The organism is Synechococcus sp. W60.1 (assembly GCF_047461575.1).
In the GTDB taxonomy this organism is placed as follows: Bacteria; Cyanobacteriota; Cyanobacteriia; order Thermostichales; family Thermostichaceae; genus Thermostichus.
The window spans coordinates 140,124-157,528 of the sequence record NZ_JANSHL010000005.1; the positions used below are offsets into that span (position 1 = coordinate 140,124).

Genomic DNA, 17,405 nt, shown 5'->3' on the forward strand with positions numbered 1-17,405 from the left:
TTGCCTTGAGGAAGGGCAAGTTTTGCCCTCGTCCCCTCCGCCAACACCTGGGCACCCTTTCATGCAAGAAGACGCTTTTTCCCCCCTTGAGCCCCTAGACGAGCTGCCACCTCACTCACCGCCGGAGGTGGATGTGGAGCTGATGCTGCAGCAGTTGCAGGATCCGGATCCTTATTTGCGGATGCAGGCGGCCCGCGCCTTCTGTGAGATCGAAGAACCCCGCGCCGTTAAACCCCTGCTGGCCCTAGTCCGGGATCCCTGCCCGTTGGTGCGGGTGGGAGCGGCCTATGCCCTAGGTCGGAATCCGGATCCCGCTGAGGTGGAGGTGCTGATCGAGGGCTTGCGCTGGGATTGGAACGGCTATGTGCGCAAAGGCTTGGTGTGGGCGTTGGGCAATGCCAAGGATCCGCGGGCGTACCCGGTGTTGCTGGAAGTGTTGGCCGGGGATATCGCGGCAGTGCGATTGTGGGCTGCCAGTGCCCTCGGACAATTGGCTCAGGCGCAGGCGTTGCCCGGCCCGGCATTGCATGAGGTGGTCGCAGCTCTCTGCCGGGGCTTGGCTCAAGATCCAATCGCAGCGGTACGCGGCAACTGTGCCTGGAGCTTAGGGATCCTGGGGCAACAGGTGAAACTGGCTCTCGAGGATCCCATTGTTTACACGATGCTAACAAGGCAATTGCTGACCAGCGCCAGTCGCGATCCCGATTGGGGGGTGCGGGATGACGCGCGGCTTGCCCTACAAAAGTTGGCGGATCCCGATTTGCTGGAGCAACTGGATAACCTCAGCTGATCGTTATAGTCATTTTTAAACTAGATTGAGACACTCCCCAAGCATTCCACGCTGCTGCCCCTACTCCCAGCCTCGCTGCCAGAGGGAGAGGGGAGCTAGACGAAAATGTTTCATTCCCGTTTAACGAACCAGATCGAGTGTCACCGAACCAGATCGAGGAGCCAAGCAAAGTAGAAGCGGCTGCGAATGGTTTGTCGCTGCTGCACTTTCCAGCCCCATTCGGTTAATTGGCTCACCAAGGTCGCCTCTCGGTGTTGATAGGCGCGGGTGGTTTTGCTGGGGCCGGGGAAGAACTCTCCCACTTTCTTCAGCAGCGTCAGCCAGGGGGTTTTGGGGGCAAAACTGAAGATCAGGCGGGACCGAGCCAGGCGGGTCAGGTGCTTTAGCATGCGCAGGGCCTCGGCTTCAGGGTAGTGGATCATCACATCGAGGCAGATGACGACATCGTATTCCCCCGTCAATTCCTCCAGATCCGAGACCCAAAAGTGTGGGTTGTCTGTGGATCCCAACTCCATTTGCTGGCGGCGGCGTGCTTCGTTCACCATTTGTTCCGAGATGTCGCTGGCGAACACCTGTGCCCCCCTGGCGGCCAAGGGCAAGCTGAGGCTGCCCACCCCGCATCCGGCATCACAAATGCGTAAACCGGAGGGATCCCCCAACCACTGCAACACCGTCTCTACCGTGCGGGCATGGCCAAGGCGGATGTCTTTTTGGACGAAATTGACTTCTTCTTCACCATAAATGCGCCGCCAGCGCTCGAAGCCAACGGAGTTGAAGTAATCGCGGACAATGGTTTTCTCTTGCATAGAACTTCCAGCTAGGGATCCGGCGAGAGAAAAGAGGAACGCCCTGCTCTGTCGAGACCCGGCATTTCTTCGCCCATGCGCATCTCATTCTACCCCGAGCCCCCGTAGCCCTCTGCACGGTTGCTCTAGGATTGTATTAGAATTAGCCTGCACACCTTGGATGCTGCACCATGACCGAAGCTGAGATTGCCCGAGCGTTGCAGGCTCGGTTGGCTGCCCCGGTCAAAATCGCGGTCAAACGCCGCCAAGGTCATCTGCATGTTCTTCTGAATCGATCCTCCTCGGCCCGAGTGGACTACCCCCATCTCATGGAACGGGTGCAGGCGGAGCTCAGAGTGTTGGGCTTGCCCGGCTTAGAGCAGGTCACGGTGTACGGGCGTGAGTCGGGACATTCTGAATACGAGTGGGAGCAAACGGCCCCCTTGTTGAACCCGCTGCTGGCCTCAGAAGAAACCACAGTTCTGTTGGAAAAAAAAGGCGACTTCTTGTTGCAGGATCTAACAGTTGTTGCCCCAGATTCGGTCAACTCAAAGCCTGAACCCGCGCCAGAGAATCCTGTCGGGAAAACCGACAAAGGCCGCGGATCCCGCATCTCCTGGGTGTGGCTGGGGGGAGCTGTACTGATTGTCGGAGCTGGGGTAGTTCTTTTGCTGGTTGCCCTTCTCTGAGAGAGCAAAAACCTGGGGTAGAGGCTCTTGTCTTAGGAAAAGCCTCAGGGAGCGTTGCCGAGGGTCGCCGATGGACTTTGAGAACGCCGGGATCCGGTCAATTGGGCTTTTTGCAAGGCATCCTGCAGCATTCGCTCCACCAACTCGGTGAACGTCCACCCCAGAGCTGCCGCCGCATCGGGACAGAGGGAAGTGGGGGTCATGCCGGGCAGTGTATTCACCTCCAACACCCAAGGATTTTCCTCGGGATCCACCCGCAGATCCACCCGCGCCAAGCCTTCGCACCCCAACACCCGATAGGCCCCTAGACCTGCTGCCTCACAGCGGGCCAACCCTGCCGGGCTGAGGGAACAGGGGATCAAATGCCGCGAGCCACCGGGTGCGTACTTGGCTTCGTAGTCGTAGAAGTCGCCTTGGGCGGGGATGATCTCAATGGCCGGAAGAACTTGGCCGGACAAGATCGAGAGGGTGATCTCCTTTCCGGGAACATAGCGCTCCAGAAAAATCCGCGACGAGACTGAGCGGGCCAACTCCAGCCCCTGAGCAAATGACCTCTCATCCCGGACAATGCTGATGCCCACCGTCGAGCCGTTGTTGCTGGGCTTAATCACCAGTGGGGATCCCAACTCTGCCGCACAGTCAGCCCAAGTGAGGGGGCTTTGGTCGTCCCAAACCTGCCAATCGGGGGTAGGGATCCCCGCGGCGCGAAAGATCTGCTTGGAGACCAGCTTATCCATGGCCAGAGCACTGGCCAGCGGCCCGGATCCCTGGTAGGGCAGGCCCAGCCAGTCCAGCATTCCCTGTACCACCCCATCCTCGCCACCAGGGCCATGCAAGGCAATCCAAACGAAGTCGCAGCCGGCTTGCCGTTCCTGCCAAAGGCGCAGAGGCAGATCCTCATCTGGGTCGATTACCTTGACCCGATGGCCCAGGTCCTCCAAAGCCCGTTTGCAGGCTTTACCCGTTACCCAAGAGACTTGACGTTCTGCCGAACGCCCCCCCGCCAAGACAACAATGTTCATGGCCTAACCCCAAAGCACTCCCCACCCTCAACAACCGGCACCAAGATACCAGCATACCTTCACCCTACCCTACGAAGGGGGCCGTCGGCGGCGCAAGAACTCGGGAATATCTAAGCCTCCAGACATCGGCGGCTCAGGCTCCGGAGGCTGTCGAGGCGGCAGCCCAGAGCCCGTGGGAGTGGGCTTAGGAACCCCCGACTTGTTGGAGGCAGAAACTTTGGTTGCAGCAGGGATGGCGGCTGGACGGGCTTTCTCTTGGAAACCGGTGGCGATGACCGTGATGCGCACTTCCCCCTGCATGCGCTCGTCTTGGACGGTGCCGAAGATGATGTTGGCCTCGGGATCCACTGCCTCGGCGATGATCTCGGCAGCCACCGTGACCTCATGCAAGGACAAATCCGGCCCACCGGTAATGTTGAAGAGGACACCTTTAGCCCCTTCGATGGAGGTTTCCAAAAGCGGCGAAGATACAGCGGTAATGGCGGCTTCGCGGGCGCGGGACTTGCCGGATCCCATGCCAATTCCCATCAAGGCAGAGCCGGCATCGGCCATCACGCTGCGCACATCGGCAAAATCCACATTGATCATGCCGGGAATGAGAATGATATCCGAGATGCCCTGCACCCCCTGCCGCAGCACGTCATCCGCAACGCGAAAAGCCTCTTGGACAGGGGTTTGCTCGGAGATCACCGAAAGCAACTTGTCATTGGGAATTACAATCAGGGTATCAACTGCCTCCCGCAGCGCTTGGATCCCTTCCTCGGCCTGCTTGCTGCGGCGTTTGCCCTCAAAGGAAAAAGGCCGTGTCACCACTCCCACCGTCAGGGCACCACTGGCTTTGGCAATTTGGGCGATGACGGGTGCTCCACCCGTGCCCGTGCCTCCCCCCATGCCGGCGGCAATGAAGACCAGATCTGCCCCTTTGATGGCTGCCGATATTTCTTCGCTGGATTCCTCTGCAGCTTTCTGGCCAATGGCCGGGTTACCACCTGCACCCAAGCCTCGAGTCAGCTTCTGCCCAATTTGCAAGCGGTTCACTGCCGAGGACTGGGCAAGGGCCTGCGCATCGGTGTTGACGCTCCAAAACTCGACGCCCACAAGGTTGCTGGCCGCCATCCGACTGACCGCGTTGCCACCCCCACCCCCCACGCCTACTACCTTAATCTTTGCGGCATTGCTCGGCATGATCTCCTCTGGACGATCCGCCGCTCTGGTCTGAGATCCGTTCCTCTCATACTCGGCATGAGAGCCTTCTCCCCTGTGGCGCTCATTCCAATGGGAAGGCGCAGACTGGGCTGAACCCAACCCTTGCCCAGGATTGGGAGGATGGATGTCTGACCAATTGGATGGCATGTCAGCTCTCACAATAACTTAAATTCTGGCAAATATCGAATATGCTAGCTGATTTAATATAGAGCAACTCCCTCCAGATGCCAACGCTGCCGACGTTTGTGAATCTTCCCGCTGAATACGGCCCTCCTAAAGACGCCTGTCGGCAGAATCTCAGGTAGCCTTTCTTGCCTAGAGGCATTTCTCTCTGAACTTGTCTCGAAGCTTTTGTGTGTAAGAATAGGTGTTCTCGAATACTTAGACCCTTGCAGGGGAAGAAGGGTCCAAAGGGAGGTTTCGGCACAAGAGTCTGGCCCTAGTTAAGGCCCAGTTAAGGCGAAGAGTCCCCTATCCAGCCAAAGGCTGATAGAGCGCCACTTTGTAGAACTGAGGCTTTGGCATCCTGTAGAGATTCAGGGATCCGGACTTGCATTCAGCTAGAAATTGCAGGAGCCCCGCACTGTACCCGTAGGGTCGATGTCGGGAGGAATGCTATAATAATGCTGCGGACACCAGAAACGGTTGTTTAAGGCACTGGTAACGGTCGATTGGGGGTGCTGTAAACCACCCCAGAGGCTCGTGGTTGGCTTGCCAACTGCAGGGCTACTAAAAGCCCGCTCCGTACCGCCTAGCGGTTGATGTCGGGTAGTTTACACCAGCTCTAGGTGGATCTCCGCTTTTAGCCGTTGGGGGAGGGAAATTTTGAATACATCTCCCTGATTCATTTCGTGGGCATCTTCCATGCTGGCCAGGGCTTCCACCACTTCTTCGGAGTTGGCGGTTAGCACCACAACGGGGCGCTCGCAGGCAATGGGGAAATCGTGCCACGTGCCGAGGTGCAGCAGCAGCCCATGCCCGGCAGGGAATCGCAGGGCTTGTACTTTGTCGAGATCGGGAGCTGCTTTGGGATGGTTGGGAGGAGCCATCACCATGATGAACGGCTCTTGCCCCAGGCCGACAAACAACTGGGTCATACGCATGTGGCGCTCCAGCCAGAGCACAGGTGGATATCCGGGCAGGATCTTAGCCGTACGGATAACGGCTCTGCCGGTGTATTGAAAGTCGATGTTCTGTCCTTCCAGGACACGCCCCTGATAAAAGGGGATCCCCAGCCCAGGATTGGCCACATCGTCCCCTATAAGTTGGCCGAAGGGTTGCACATTTTCTGGGGTGGCATCCACAATCGGCACCCGGACAACGGTGGTGGCAGTTGCAGTCGTGCTCATGGTTTGCATCCTCGCTCTTGATTGGACTGGGGTCAATTGGATTGGAGTCAGGCTTTCTATCTTAATTGTCTTACTGAGAGCAATAGGTAAAGAAACGGTTTTCCCGGTAACGGTCTATACATCTTTGATTCTTATTTAATTCTTAACTTTTAATTCTTAACTTTGTTCTTCTCGAGGGCTTTGCGGGTTAAACCACCGCTCGATGATGTGGCGAATTTGCCGGGCGGCAGTGCCATCGCCAAAGGGGTTTTGGGCTTGGGCCATGCGGGCATAGGCTTGTGGGTCTGTGAGCAATTCTCGGGCTGCCTTCAGGATCTTTTCGGGGTGTGTGCCTACCAGGCGGGCGGTGCCGGCAGCAATCGCTTCAGGACGTTCGGTGGTCTGCCGCAGCACCAGCACCGGTTTGCCCAGGGCAGGGGCCTCTTCTTGAATGCCGCCGGAGTCGCTGAGGATGAGGGTACAGCGCTGCATGGCGCTCACCCAGAGGGGATAGTCCAGAGGCTCAGTGAGAAAAGCCCGCTCATGGGATCCCAACAGGGCTTGCAGGGGATCCCGCACCAAGGGGTTGGGATGGAGGGGCAAAAGAAGGGCGGTATCGGGAAACTCGGCCAAGATCTGCAGCAGAGCCTTGCCGATGGCGGTTAGGGGATCCCCCCAATTTTCCCGCCGGTGCACGGTAACCAACAGGACACGGTAGCGCTGCCAGTCCAGCCCGGGAATGGGGCAGGGGATCCCTTGGGAGGCCACTTGCAGTAGGGCGTCGATGACAGTGTTGCCGGTGCAATGGATGGATCCCACCACGTGGCTTCGCTTCAGGTTGTCAACGGCTTGGGGGGTAGGGGCAAAGTGCAGGCTGGCCAACTGAGAGATCAGGCGGCGATTGGCCTCTTCGGGGAAAGGATTGTAGAGATCATCGGTGCGCAGTCCGGCTTCCACATGCCCAACCGGGATCCGGTGGTAAAAAGCTGCCAAGGCAGCCGCAAAGGCGGTGGTGGTATCTCCCTGCACCAAAACCAGTTGAGGATGTTGCTCTTGAAAGTAGAGTTCTAGGCCCCGCAAGGTGGCTTCGGTGATGTCCGTCAAGCTTTGGCGGGGGCGCATGATCGCCAGATCCCGATCCGCTTGCAGACCGAATAGCCGCATCACCTGATCCACCATTTCCCGGTGTTGTCCGGTCAAGATCAGCTCGGTGCGCAGATGGGGACTGGCACGCAGAGCTTGGATCACCGGGGCCAGCTTAATGGCTTCGGGCCGTGTGCCCAAGATCACGGCAACGAGGGGAAGAGAGGCCATAAGCTCAAGGACATCGGCACCTGTAGGAGATGGGAAGCGCAGCTCATTGAAGCAAGGCCACCAACAAACCACTAACAAAAACCACTAACAAAACAGAGGCGGCGAAGGGCGTGGGTTGCTCAAGGTCGCAAGCCACCGAGATGTAGACTCTGCTGAGTCAGGCTGAGGGCAATGTCGAGACGAGAGGAACCACAAGGGGGCTATTGCTGCTCACCCCGATCTTACCCCTCCAGCTGCCCCACCAATTTTTCACCGGATGAGCTGGACAGGAAGGGTGGTATCGGGGATTGGCTTTTTGGCCGGGGGCGTGATTCCTTGAGGAAGGAGCCAGCGTCCGTGGCCTGAACACTGCCGCCACCATCTGGTGTGCAGCCGCGGTGGGAGCCTTTGCCGGATCGGGGTACATTCCCCAAGCTGCCATTGGGGCCGCAGCTGTGTTGATCTCCAACGTTGTGCTGCGTCCGCTGGGCTACCGCATCAACCAGCAGCCCCTAAAGGGCACAGAACTGGAACTGGTCTATGAGTGTTCATTTGTCTGCAAAAGCCAAGCAGAGGCCCACATCCGCGCCTTGCTCCTGCAGGGTATAGCTCCCACCCATCTCAAACTGCGTGCCCTCTACAGCGAAGACCTGGAGGACAAGCCTGATCTGGTCAAAGTCGAAGCAGAGCTGGTCACCCAGACCCGCGACGACCAAGCCCTGGAACTTGTCGTCAGCCGCCTCAGCCTAGAGCCAGGCGTGATCACTGCCCGATGGCGGATCATCAGAACAGGAATTTGGCTGATCCCTCATCCTGCCAACTCCCAACCGGTCAGCAACGCAAACACCAGAAATAAGCCGCCCCCCACCCAATGCACGGCGCGTTCAGAGATGTGAGCTGCTAAAAAACGACCTCCCACCACCGCCAGCCCCACCATCAGTCCATGGCCAAGGGTAGCCCCTGCCCAGACGCTCAATCCCGGGTGGGTAGCCGCCAAGGAGACGGTGGCAATCTGGGTTTTATCCCCCAACTCGGCCAAGGCTGTCAAGCTAAAGGCTTCCCACACCACAGCCCAAGCACCACTGCGGCCAGCCCCTTTTTCTTCTGCCTGCTCCACCAGCCTGAGGGCTTCTTCCTCTTCTTCTTTTTCCTGCTGGGGAGTCATCTTGTAAGCTTGCCAGAACATTCTTAGCCCAAAAGCCGCAAAAACCCCAGCCGATAACACTCTCACGCCCAGGGGTGGCAGCAGCTTGAAAAGCACCTTCCCGGCCACCACCGCCAGCAAGGTCATCACGGCCAAAGCCAGCCACGTTCCCAAGAAAACCCAGCGGCGCGGGTGTCGCATAGCCAGAATCAGGGGGGTAAAAAAGGTTTTATCCCCAAACTCCGCTACCGTAACCAACAGCAAACTTGACGCAAAACCAGCCCACATCGTTTAGCCTCCAACCTCTCTTGTGTGTGGAATCGGTTCACACCTAGAGGTGAAGGCTGGGAAAGTCAGACGGACTCACCAAGCTCACCTCTGCGTGAACTCAGTGAAAGTCTCGTCACCAAAGCAGCCTGCCGGGCTTGCTTTGTCTCTTGCACCGGGCTGTTTTTAGCCAGTATGTCGATGCAGAGGGCGGTAAGCCGCCTGACTACTCCCTTTCCGTCTGAATGGTAGCATGCTGAGCTCCCAGTGGGAGTAGTTCATTTCCGATGGGATCCCCCAAGACTTGCTGTGCCTTGGCCGATATCAGTGCCGCGCATCGCTTACCAGAGGATTGTGAAGGAGCGGCAGGCTATTATGATCACGGTTGAGGAGAAAATCAGGGGAAAACCACGTGGATGCAAAGTTAGTCTTGGTGGGGGTTGCTCTTGTCCTCTCTCTGGCAAGTTTCTACTTCGGCACCCGCAACGGCTTTTACGACACCGACAAGTATCACGGCAATGGCTCTGCTCATTAGAGCCGGGCGCTGGTGATTTTTTTATGGATCCCTTGCCCAGAAGGGCTTCCCTCCAGAATACAGGCAACGTCGGCGAGGGCTGGGTGCGGCAATATCTCTGTCAGCAGGGCTGGCAGATCCTGGCCCAGCGGTGGCGCTGCCCTTGGGGCGAGCTGGATCTGGTTGCCCACAAAGCTGATGTGCTGATTTTCGTAGAGGTGAAAACCCGTAGCCCCGGTAGCTGGGATCGAGGCGGGCTTTTGGCGGTTGGGATCCCCAAGCAGCGACGCTTGATCCGGGCTGCCCAAGCCTTCTTGAGCCAGCATCCCCACCTCTCCGAGTTGTCCTGCCGTTTTGATGTTGCGCTGATAGAACGTCGGGCCTCCAGGGAAGGGGTAAGCTACGCTTTGGTTGATTACCTGCCAGCGGCTTTTGAGATTTGTTGAAGCAAACTTATCTCACTTGTCAAGGCCATCTGCACCAGTACAATTGCCGTTTTGCCGCTATTGCCAAACGCTCAGTTTGTCTTTTTGGCTCTGCCCAATGCTGCCATCATCCAACAATTTCGGCAACTGCCAAATAAGCTCCAAAGTGCGAGATGGCATCGATGCTTCTTGAAATGCTTAACCCAAAGATTTCCGGTTTTTAACTGATTTTTAACTGTCTCTTGAGTTGCATTTCTGTTGATCAGCATCGCTGTGCCGAGCCGATCTTAACAGCTCTACGATGCAGATCTCAGACAGGATAGGCAAGATTTGCATCGAGACTGTCAGTAGAAAGAATCTTTACAGACAAAATATTGTTTATCCTGAGAAGAGGGGTTTGTGTTTTTGAGGATTGGGCCTATGTATGCGGAGCAACCCAAGGGGGGATCCTCCAGCAGCTGGAAGCGCCGTCAGTTGAAGCTGGCCAACGTCGCTGCTGGGTTTGCCTCGGCAGTACAGCCGATCTTTGCCCAAACCATCATCACCGATAGCGAAGGATTGGAAGCCGGCCCCGTCACCATTCCCACCCCAGATGGCGAGATCCCTGGCTATCGTGCCAAGCCGACCGGCTCTGGCCCTTTTCCACTGGTTTTGGTGGTGCAAGAGATCTTTGGTGTACACGAGCACATTCAAGACATTTGTCGCCGCTTGGGGAAGTTGGGCTATGTGGCAGTGGCTCCCGAGCTGTTTTTCCGGCAGGGGGATGTTTCTCAGCTGCAGAGCCTTGAGGAGATTCGCGCCATCGTCTCCCAGGTGCCCGATGCTCAGGTGATGTCGGATTTGGATGCGGCGGTGGATTGGGCAATTGGCAACTCAGGTGCGGATCCAGAGCGGGTGGGCATTACTGGCTTTTGCTGGGGTGGTCGAATCACTTGGTTGTACGCGGCTCACCGACCCGGCTTGAAGGCGGGTGTTGCCTGGTACGGTCGTTTGGTGGGAGAGTCCACACTCTTAACCCCAAGGCATCCGCTGGATGTGGCAGCCAGCCTGAAGGCACCTGTGTTGGGTTTGTATGGTGGTGCAGATACCAGCATTCCCTTGGAAACGGTGGAGCAAATGAAGTCAGCTCTGGAAGCTTGCGGAGATCCATCGCAGTTGATCATCTACCCGGATGCTCCCCACGCCTTTTTTGCCGATTATCGCCCCACCTATCGCCCAGAAGCGGCTGGTGACGCTTGGGAACGGTTGCAGGCTTGGTTTCGAGAACACGGCTTGGCCCAGGGATCCCGGTCTCAATGATGGGATCTCATCTGTTCCCGTCGGCAGGACGGAGTCTTTTTTTGACTGCGCCGAAGGCAGAGCTTGGGGCAAGCTGGTATATTCCTAGCCATCTCAGGGAAACAGCATGGAAGCGCATGAGTTCTGGGCCCGTACCGACAGCCAAGGTCAACTGATCTTGCCCATGAAGGCGCAGGAACAATTGCCCAAAAATCGAGTTGTGCGGGTGCTGGTGTTGGTAGATGAGCAGGAGCTGGCTCCAGCAGAGGTAGCGGATCCTTCACAGGAGCAGTTGCCTACTGCCTCGCCAGATGAGGAGCATCTTTGGTATGGAGCTCCCACCGTTCCCTACGATGGCATTTAGCGCATGGGATCTTGGCCGGACAACCGCCAGCGATTTAGGCGTGAGAGGGTTTCTGCATCCAAGTAGGCATCAATGCCCCGCTTGCTCGATAGCCGTTTTGGTTGGACGCGCCGGATCTGCTGCTGGGCCTGCTGCACTTCATCCCACAGTTGTTCTGCCGAGACCCATTCGGCGTTGTAGCCGCCAATCACCAACTGCTGGACACGATCGGAGGTAGCCACCCGTACCCGACACCCATCCCTCTGCAACTGGGCACACAGCCGTTCAATACAACTGTCGGCGGTCTCGCCATAGGAGGTATACAGGATCTCGATACCCGAAGGGGAGCGCTCTTGCCGGGCTGGAGTGGGTTGGGCGTAGGCATCGTACACCACGGTCGCCTGGTAGCCCCGGAAGGCCACATAGTTGGCCAAAGATTCCACCAAGCGCAGACGGGCCAATTCCATCAGGGAGCGACGCGCTAACTGGCTCAGGGTGGGCCAAGCTCCGATGATGTTGTAGCCATCAACCAAGAGGAAAGTGGGAGAGGAGGCTTGCATGGATGGCGGTGGATCCCTTGTCCGGGATCACACTTCTTAATCTTAATCTTTATCTTATTTTTAATCTTAGTACCCAGCCTTAAAGGTTACCCCACTACTCCGAATGCTCCGATACTTTCCCGGTTGTGAGCAGATCACGGTCTGCGCTGAATCCAATAGGTGGTGAACAGTTCGCCACTGGCCTGTTTCTGAATTTTGCCCCCCAAGGCTGCGATGCGCCGCTCCCACTCCGTTAGGGGGGTGAAAATCGGTTCGGTGCCTTTGAATAGCTCGATGAGGCCCCATTGTTCCGCCCACACCGAGTCGGGATTGACCACTTCAATAATCACAGGTGCAGCCGGTCGCAACACTCGCATCAACTCTGCCCAAACCGCGTCGAAGTACTCAATCGGGTAGTAGTACAAAAATCCGGTGGCAATGGCCAGATCAAATTGCTCCGACTCGTAGTTTTCCAAATGGTGGGCGGATCCCTGTTGCATTGACTTGAACAGCTTGGAGTTAAGCTGGGGTGCCCGCGAGCGAATAAAGCGCACAATCTCACCGCTCAGCTCATGGCCGTAAAAGTAGGCTTGCCAATCGTTCCAGGGATAGGTCAGGAAGCTTACCCCACAGCCCAAATCCAAACAGGCTTCCCGTTTTTTGGGGGCACGCAGTTGCCAAAAGGGGATCCCGAGGCGCTCTTGCAGGTGATCCCGCTGCTGGGCTTGCCAAAAAGGCAGTTGCTCCAGGTCTGGGGGAAGTTGCCAACCTGGCCGACCCAGTTGAATTTCCAGCTCCCGATTGAAGCGAGCAGCCACAGAGGCAAGGTAGGGATCCCAGCGTTCCCCAGTTTGTGGTAACTCCATCTGTTGATGGCTTTGTCGTGGATGGTTGTGGACTTAACTTGCACTTAACCTACACTACCAGGACTCTCGGCCCGTAGGCTCCCGGCTGCAGGGATCCATTTACCCAGCTGTGGCTGCCGAGGATGGTGCCTGCTGGAATCTGAGCTTGGGATCCCAGCCGGGTGTGGGCGCCAATGTAGCAGGGGGCGTGCAGTTGAGCGCTGGGATGGATCTCAGCCGTTTTGTGCACCCATATCCCCGGCGCCTGTTGCTGCACATCTTCCAGGGGAAAATCCGTCATTCGACCCAGGAGAATGTCCAGTTGGCCGTGGTAATAGCTGGCTGGCGTGCCCAGATCCCGCCAGTAGCCTGTGTGGAGATAAGCTTGCAGCCGGTGCCCTTGCCTGAGCAAATCGGGGAAGACACGCCGCTCGAAGCTGAGGGGATCCCCACTGGGGTAGTCTTTAAAAATGGCCGGATCCAAGACATAGGTGCCGGCGTTGATCGTGTCGGTGATGAGGGTGAGGGCTTCTGCAGGGGTGGGTTTTTCCCGAAAAGATTGGATCTGGCCCCCTTCCCCAACTTCCACCAGGCCATAGGCGGTGATATCTTCCACGCGGGCGAGGGTGAGGGTGGCAATGGCCTTGCTCTGCACATGACATTGCATCAACGCCTGCAAATCCAGATCCGTGAGGATGTCGGCATTGAAAACCACCAAGGGATCCCCGGTGAAATAGGGCTGAGCCAGCACCAAAGCTCCTGCCGTATCCAAAGGCGTCTCTTCGGGAATGTAGCGGAGCTTCACCCCCAAAGCAGCGCCATCTCCCAGAGCAGCCTCAATTTGTTGGCCCAGATAACCCACGCTGAGCAAAATATCTGTCAGGCCGGCTCGGCGGCAGCGCCCGATCAGCCATTCCAAAAAGGGCACATCCAGGAGGGGCAACAAAGGCTTGGGTTGCAAAAAGGTAAAGGGCCGTAAGCGAGTTCCTTTCCCACCCGCCAAGATCACCGCTTGCATAACCACCCTCAGCCCCGTTCTCTTCCAAAGATATTGACATCCTCTCCGCCCAGTTGCTAGGGGGGATCCATTGGGTCGAGCCAAATGTTTTCTGCTACCCAGAACGTCGATTCTCCGTTGCCCACAGAGGGATACGGATTGCCCCCCCGGGCAACACAGCACGAGTCTTGATCGCAAGTCTCAGGGGATGCCTTTCTGGAGGAGATATTTCAATCTCAATTGGGATTCATAAGCTCAATCCTGAGACAGTTGATTTGCCTTTTTTAGAGCATGTTTGGAGAATTGCGACCCGCTCGCCCCAGTCGGGAATAGCCACCCAAAGCGGCAGTGTCAGGTGATACTACCTTGCAACGGGAATTGTGACAGCCTTGGATAGCTTGGATGGATTCCAATGGGTTTGCGCTTCACCTTCATCTGAGGTTTCGCCGATGTCTGTTTCTCGACGCCGATCCCTACAAGCCCTTTTCTTGACCCTGGCCGGATGCTGGGCTTTAAGTGCACACCAGGGATCCCTGCTGGCCCAAAGCAGAGACCTGTTGGCTCAAATTCAAGAGCGCGGGGTACTCCGGGTTTCCACCGACTCCAATTACCGTCCTCAGAGCTACCGCAACCCTGACGGCACTTGGGAAGGATTTGATGTGGATGTGGCGCGCGAGATCGCCAAGCGCTTGGGGGTAAAGGCTGAGTTTTTGGATATCAACTTCGATGTCATCACCGCCGGATCTTGGAATGGCCGCTGGGATGTCAATGTCGGCTCCATGACCGTAACTGCCGAACGCCAGAAAGCTCTGCTGTTTACCATTCCCTACTACTACACCCCCGCCAGCTTCGTGGTCCACCAAGCCTCGACCTTGACAGATATCGCCGCTTTGGAAGGAAAGCGAGTTGGGGTGGGCACCGCCACCACCTATCAAGCCTACCTGGAGGGCAACCTCACTCTGGAAGGAGAGACCATCCAAGTTCCGGCCCCGCGGGTGGACATTCGCATCTACGACACCGATAGCCTGGCTCTGCAGGATTTGGCACTGGGGGATGGCACCCGCCTGGATGCAGTCTTGACAGCTTTGCCGACGGCTGAAAACGCCATTCGGGAAGGACTGCCCCTGAAAACTCTGGGGGATCCGGTCTACTATGAAGCCTTGGCTGTGGCCTTGGATCGCTCCAGCCCTGCCCCTTCCGAGAGCTTGCAAGCCAAAATTAACGAAATCTTAGAATCCATGCATGCGGACGGCACGCTAACAGCCCTCTCGAAGCGGTATTACGGCATTGATCTGACGAAAAAAGCTGAGTGAGCAAAGACTCTATCCCACTGGAGCAGCCCATTTACCCACCGCCCCGGATTCGAAAAGGGATCCCGTTCCCGGTGGCCCAGGGGTTGTGGTTGGTTTTGTGGCTGCTGTTGTTGGTGTTCACCTTCAGCGGGGTACAGTTGGAGTTGGCCGGGATCTCCATCCGTACCTTGCGTCTCAACGGCAACTTTGTGCGCGAGTGGTGGTGGTTCATCTCGCAAGGGGTGGGCACTACTTTTCAACTGTCCTTGGTCTCCATCCTCTGCGCTACCACGTTGGCCTTTTTGTCGGCACTGGCGGGCCTCTCCCAGATTGCCCCTCTGAGCAGCCTCTCTGCTCTCTATGTCTCGCTGATGCGGGGCACACCTCTATTCCTACAGTTTTTGTTTATCTACCAGGCTTTGCCGCAACTGGGTCTGGTGTTCGGCTCGTTTACTTCGGCGGTGCTGGCCTTGAGCCTGAACTATGGCGCCTACATGAGCGAGATCTTCCGGGCCGGGATCCAAGCCATTCCCGTCGGGCAGCGGGAAGCTGCCTATGCCCTGGGGCTTAAGCCCTGGCAAACCCTGTGGTGCATCATTTTGCCGCAAGCTTTCCGAATTGTCCTACCCGACATTGGCAATCAATTCATCGCCATGCAGAAAGACACTGCCCTGGCCAGCGCCATTGCTTTGCAGGAGTTGATGGGCCGGGCTCGACAGGCAGGTTTGCCGCGCCAACATTTTTTTGAGGCTTTGGTGGTGGCAGCGCTGTGGTACTGGCTGCTGACGTTAATCTTGTCATTTTTCCAGGGACGCTTGGAACGGTACCTGGCCCGCTAGAGGAGCCTGACTCTAATCCGGCCATTACTTTGGTGTCTGCTTGCATACGTTTGTGGTTGCCCACAAAGACCGGCTGTGCCGTTCGCGATAGCAGGGGGCTCCAAAAACAGCCAGAAAGCTGGGGGACATCATCCTGCACTGACCTGCCGCAGTGGGTGAAAGAGGATCCCTGCCACCTCAAGCGGAACGCCATTCAAGAGGCAGGGTTGGCCTTTCGAGAGAGCAAAGACCCGAAGTTTCGCAGCGTCAGCTAGAAATCGCAGGAGCCCCGCACTGTACCCGTAGGGTCAGTGTCGGGAGGAATGCGGAAGTTATGATAGAACCATGACCCAAGTCCTGACCGTCTCCTGCAAGCTCAAGGCGTCCCAGTCGCAAGCCGCCAAATTGGACGCGACAATGGATGCCTTTGTGCAGGCGTTGAACTGGGTCAACCAAAACACACCAGAAAAAGTAGTCAACGCAGTCAAACTCCAATCCCTTTGCTATTACCAGATTCGCGCTCGGTTTGGCTTGTCCAGTAATCTGGCCCAGCAGGTCTGCAGACGGGTGGCAGGCGCTCGCAAAGTGGCGAGACAGCGCAACCGTCCAGTTAAAGAGTTCAAGCGTAGGTTCGTTACCTACGATGCACGTATCTTCTCGTTTCGCGAGAAAGACTGGACAGTGTCGCTTGCCACGGTTGATGGAAGAGAACGCTTTGAGCTAGCCATTGGCAACTACCAGAGGGGAATGCTGGCTGGCTCTAACCCCAAATCGGCCACCCTAGTCCAGCGGAAGGACGGCTCCTACTCCATCCAGATTTGTGTCGAGGCAGAGCCCCCCAAGCAACAGAACACCGACAAGGTGATTGGTGTTGACCTGGGACGGCGAGACATTGCACATACCTCCGAAGGAGACAACTGGAATGGACAGCAGCTGAACAAAGTCCGAGATCACTACTGTCGGTTAAGAGCGTCTCTTCAGCGCAAGGCCAGTAAGGGCACCCGCAGTTGCAGGCGGCGATGCCGTCAACTGCTGCAACGGCTGTCTGGCAAAGAGAGACGCTTTCAAGCTTGGGTGAACCACAACATCTCTAAGAGCATCGTTAAAACAGCTCAATCTCTTTCTGCCTGCATTGCAATTGAGGACTTAAGCGGCATTCGAGAACGCACCAATCAACACCCCCGCAGTCGTGAGGAGCGGCGGCGTAGCAATAGCTGGGCGTTCTACCAGCTGCGGCGGTTTATCGAATACAAGGCTGTGAGGGCGGGTGTCAAAGTGGTAGCTGTCCCTGCGGCCTATACCTTGCAGATCTGCCACAAGTGCCTGCATATTCATCCCGACTCCGCTCAATCCTATCGCAAGGGTAAGCAGTTCAAATGCGGGCACTGCGGTTGGGAAGGGGATGCGGATTTTAACGGTGCGAAGGTGATTGCGCTTTTGGGGGCTGTCGTAAACCAGCCTAGAGGTTCGGGCCTGTTTTGTTCTCTGGTGGAGCAGAGCAGGCTCAGGGCTACTGAAAGCCCGCTCCGTACCGCTTTAGCGGTCGGAGTCGGGTAGTTTACAGATCAGAGCTTTGCGGGATACTGCCATTCTGTTTGGCAACGAGCAGGATGCAATCGCTGCAGCCCTGGGCAACAGTGTATGGCTTCGCCATGCAAGCCATAGCCATTCCAAACTGGATTGAGACACTCCCCAAGCGTTCCGCGCTGCTTCCGCGACCACTCCCAGGGGAAGAGGGAAGTTAGGAAGCGATGCAACTTAAAGCTGTTCGTCAGCTGCTGCTGGAGAGGCTGCTGGGGCCGGCCATAATGGGAAAACGCCATCCTGGCT

Annotated in this window: 19 protein-coding genes and 1 pseudogene; 11 read left to right on the plus strand and 9 right to left on the minus strand. The window is 57.0% G+C overall.

Annotation, left to right across the window (positions count from 1 at the left end):
* Positions 1–61: 61 nt before the first annotated feature.
* Positions 62–790 (plus strand): HEAT repeat domain-containing protein, encoded by a 729-nt coding sequence (locus tag NW805_RS06990; protein ID WP_414422070.1) that lies wholly within the window; start codon positions 62–64, stop codon positions 788–790.
* A gap of 140 nt (positions 791–930) precedes the next feature.
* Here NW805_RS06990 and bchM read toward each other — a convergent pair whose 3' ends face one another.
* Positions 931–1,596 carry a magnesium protoporphyrin IX methyltransferase gene (gene bchM, locus NW805_RS06995; RefSeq protein WP_414330343.1) on the minus strand — a complete coding sequence of 222 codons (666 nt, stop codon included), beginning with the start codon at positions 1,594–1,596 and terminating at the stop codon, positions 931–933.
* 170 nt (positions 1,597–1,766) lie between these two features.
* Between bchM and NW805_RS07000 the strand changes: the two genes are divergently transcribed.
* Positions 1,767–2,264: a hypothetical protein gene (locus NW805_RS07000; RefSeq protein ID WP_414422071.1), complete on the plus strand. Its 498-nt coding sequence runs from the start codon at positions 1,767–1,769 to the stop codon at positions 2,262–2,264.
* A 44-nt stretch (positions 2,265–2,308) separates the two neighbouring features.
* Here the strand turns inward: NW805_RS07000 and NW805_RS07005 are convergent, their stop codons facing one another.
* From NW805_RS07005 to wecB, 4 genes are all read right to left on the minus strand, one after another.
* Complete coding sequence (locus tag NW805_RS07005; RefSeq protein ID WP_414422072.1) at positions 2,309–3,286, minus strand: D-alanine--D-alanine ligase family protein; 978 nt, start codon at positions 3,284–3,286, stop codon at positions 2,309–2,311.
* Positions 3,287–3,355: 69 nt separating this feature from the next.
* The gene (gene ftsZ / locus NW805_RS07010; protein ID WP_414417158.1) at positions 3,356–4,471 is read right to left on the minus strand and encodes a cell division protein FtsZ; all 1,116 of its coding nucleotides are present in this window, start codon (positions 4,469–4,471) and stop codon (positions 3,356–3,358) included.
* A 794-nt stretch (positions 4,472–5,265) separates the two neighbouring features.
* A complete protein-coding gene (locus NW805_RS07015; RefSeq protein WP_041437468.1) occupies positions 5,266–5,841 on the minus strand; it encodes an ureidoglycolate lyase in 576 nt (191 codons plus the stop codon).
* A 156-nt stretch (positions 5,842–5,997) separates the two neighbouring features.
* The gene (wecB, locus tag NW805_RS07020) at positions 5,998–7,134 is read right to left on the minus strand and encodes a non-hydrolyzing UDP-N-acetylglucosamine 2-epimerase (RefSeq protein ID WP_414343264.1); all 1,137 of its coding nucleotides are present in this window, start codon (positions 7,132–7,134) and stop codon (positions 5,998–6,000) included.
* A gap of 377 nt (positions 7,135–7,511) precedes the next feature.
* On the opposite strand from wecB, the gene NW805_RS07025 reads away from it, so the two are divergent.
* A complete protein-coding gene (locus tag NW805_RS07025) occupies positions 7,512–8,009 on the plus strand; it encodes a hypothetical protein (protein WP_414422073.1) in 498 nt (165 codons plus the stop codon).
* Here the strand turns inward: NW805_RS07025 and NW805_RS07030 are convergent.
* Entirely contained in the window at positions 7,922–8,521 is a 600-nt protein-coding gene (locus tag NW805_RS07030) for a TMEM165/GDT1 family protein (RefSeq protein WP_414422074.1), read from the minus strand. The two genes, NW805_RS07025 and NW805_RS07030, sit on opposite strands and share 88 nt — an antisense overlap.
* Before the next feature lie 415 nt (positions 8,522–8,936).
* On the opposite strand from NW805_RS07030, the gene NW805_RS07035 reads away from it, so the two are divergent.
* The 4 genes from NW805_RS07035 to NW805_RS07050 all read left to right on the plus strand — a co-directional run bounded on the left by NW805_RS07035 (position 8,937) and on the right by NW805_RS07050 (position 11,105).
* Entirely contained in the window at positions 8,937–9,059 is a 123-nt protein-coding gene (locus tag NW805_RS07035) for a hypothetical protein (RefSeq protein ID WP_011429573.1), read from the plus strand.
* A gap of 23 nt (positions 9,060–9,082) precedes the next feature.
* Positions 9,083–9,484, plus strand: coding sequence for a YraN family protein (locus NW805_RS07040; RefSeq protein ID WP_011433700.1), 402 nt, complete (start codon positions 9,083–9,085; stop codon positions 9,482–9,484).
* 399 nt (positions 9,485–9,883) lie between these two features.
* Positions 9,884–10,762, plus strand: coding sequence for a dienelactone hydrolase family protein (locus NW805_RS07045; RefSeq protein WP_414383579.1), 879 nt, complete (start codon positions 9,884–9,886; stop codon positions 10,760–10,762).
* Between the two features lie 106 nt (positions 10,763–10,868).
* Positions 10,869–11,105: a hypothetical protein gene (locus NW805_RS07050; protein WP_414422075.1), complete on the plus strand. Its 237-nt coding sequence runs from the start codon at positions 10,869–10,871 to the stop codon at positions 11,103–11,105.
* On the opposite strand, the gene NW805_RS07055 is transcribed toward NW805_RS07050, so the two are convergent.
* The 3 genes from NW805_RS07055 to NW805_RS07065 all read right to left on the minus strand — a co-directional run bounded on the left by NW805_RS07055 (position 11,102) and on the right by NW805_RS07065 (position 13,486).
* A complete protein-coding gene (locus NW805_RS07055) occupies positions 11,102–11,644 on the minus strand; it encodes an NYN domain-containing protein (protein WP_414422076.1) in 543 nt (180 codons plus the stop codon). The two genes, NW805_RS07050 and NW805_RS07055, sit on opposite strands and share 4 nt — an antisense overlap.
* Positions 11,645–11,778: 134 nt before the next feature.
* Positions 11,779–12,489, minus strand: a complete 711-nt coding sequence (locus NW805_RS07060; protein ID WP_414383573.1) for a class I SAM-dependent methyltransferase — start codon at positions 12,487–12,489, stop codon at positions 11,779–11,781.
* 49 nt (positions 12,490–12,538) lie between these two features.
* On the minus strand, positions 12,539–13,486 hold the full coding sequence (locus NW805_RS07065) for a sugar phosphate nucleotidyltransferase (protein WP_414422077.1): 948 nt from the start codon (positions 13,484–13,486) through the stop codon (positions 12,539–12,541).
* Positions 13,487–13,914: 428 nt separating this feature from the next.
* On the opposite strand from NW805_RS07065, the gene NW805_RS07070 reads away from it, so the two are divergent.
* The 4 genes and pseudogenes from NW805_RS07070 to NW805_RS07085 all read left to right on the plus strand — a co-directional run bounded on the left by NW805_RS07070 (position 13,915) and on the right by NW805_RS07085 (position 17,132).
* Positions 13,915–14,778, plus strand: coding sequence for an ABC transporter substrate-binding protein (locus tag NW805_RS07070; protein ID WP_414422078.1), 864 nt, complete (start codon positions 13,915–13,917; stop codon positions 14,776–14,778).
* Positions 14,775–15,596, plus strand: a complete 822-nt coding sequence (locus NW805_RS07075) for an amino acid ABC transporter permease (protein ID WP_414422079.1) — start codon at positions 14,775–14,777, stop codon at positions 15,594–15,596. Before NW805_RS07070 ends, NW805_RS07075 begins: the two co-directional genes overlap by 4 nt.
* A 94-nt stretch (positions 15,597–15,690) precedes the next feature.
* Positions 15,691–15,844, plus strand: a pseudogene (locus NW805_RS07080) (RNA-guided endonuclease TnpB family protein); the annotation flags it as partial.
* A gap of 76 nt (positions 15,845–15,920) precedes the next feature.
* Positions 15,921–17,132 carry an RNA-guided endonuclease InsQ/TnpB family protein gene (locus tag NW805_RS07085; RefSeq protein WP_414422080.1) on the plus strand — a complete coding sequence of 404 codons (1,212 nt, stop codon included), beginning with the start codon at positions 15,921–15,923 and terminating at the stop codon, positions 17,130–17,132.
* Positions 17,133–17,405: the final 273 nt, after the last annotated feature.

Bases quoted from the DNA above. Each gene is read 5' to 3' on its own strand.
- NW805_RS06990 (WP_414422070.1), top strand. From the start codon at position 62: ATGCAAGAAGACGCTTTTTCCCCCCTTGAGCCCCTAGACGAGCTGCCA.
- bchM (WP_414330343.1), bottom strand. From the start codon at position 1,596: ATGCAAGAGAAAACCATTGTCCGCGATTACTTCAACTCCGTTGGCTTC.
- NW805_RS07000 (WP_414422071.1), top strand. From the start codon at position 1,767: ATGACCGAAGCTGAGATTGCCCGAGCGTTGCAGGCTCGGTTGGCTGCC.
- NW805_RS07005 (WP_414422072.1), bottom strand. From the start codon at position 3,286: ATGAACATTGTTGTCTTGGCGGGGGGGCGTTCGGCAGAACGTCAAGTC.
- ftsZ (WP_414417158.1), bottom strand. From the start codon at position 4,471: ATGCCGAGCAATGCCGCAAAGATTAAGGTAGTAGGCGTGGGGGGTGGG.
- NW805_RS07015 (WP_041437468.1), bottom strand. From the start codon at position 5,841: ATGAGCACGACTGCAACTGCCACCACCGTTGTCCGGGTGCCGATTGTG.
- wecB (WP_414343264.1), bottom strand. From the start codon at position 7,134: ATGGCCTCTCTTCCCCTCGTTGCCGTGATCTTGGGCACACGGCCCGAA.
- NW805_RS07040 (WP_011433700.1), top strand. From the start codon at position 9,083: ATGGATCCCTTGCCCAGAAGGGCTTCCCTCCAGAATACAGGCAACGTC.
- NW805_RS07045 (WP_414383579.1), top strand. From the start codon at position 9,884: ATGTATGCGGAGCAACCCAAGGGGGGATCCTCCAGCAGCTGGAAGCGC.
- NW805_RS07050 (WP_414422075.1), top strand. From the start codon at position 10,869: ATGGAAGCGCATGAGTTCTGGGCCCGTACCGACAGCCAAGGTCAACTG.
- NW805_RS07055 (WP_414422076.1), bottom strand. From the start codon at position 11,644: ATGCAAGCCTCCTCTCCCACTTTCCTCTTGGTTGATGGCTACAACATC.
- NW805_RS07060 (WP_414383573.1), bottom strand. From the start codon at position 12,489: ATGGAGTTACCACAAACTGGGGAACGCTGGGATCCCTACCTTGCCTCT.
- NW805_RS07065 (WP_414422077.1), bottom strand. From the start codon at position 13,486: ATGCAAGCGGTGATCTTGGCGGGTGGGAAAGGAACTCGCTTACGGCCC.
- NW805_RS07070 (WP_414422078.1), top strand. From the start codon at position 13,915: ATGTCTGTTTCTCGACGCCGATCCCTACAAGCCCTTTTCTTGACCCTG.
- NW805_RS07085 (WP_414422080.1), top strand. From the start codon at position 15,921: ATGACCCAAGTCCTGACCGTCTCCTGCAAGCTCAAGGCGTCCCAGTCG.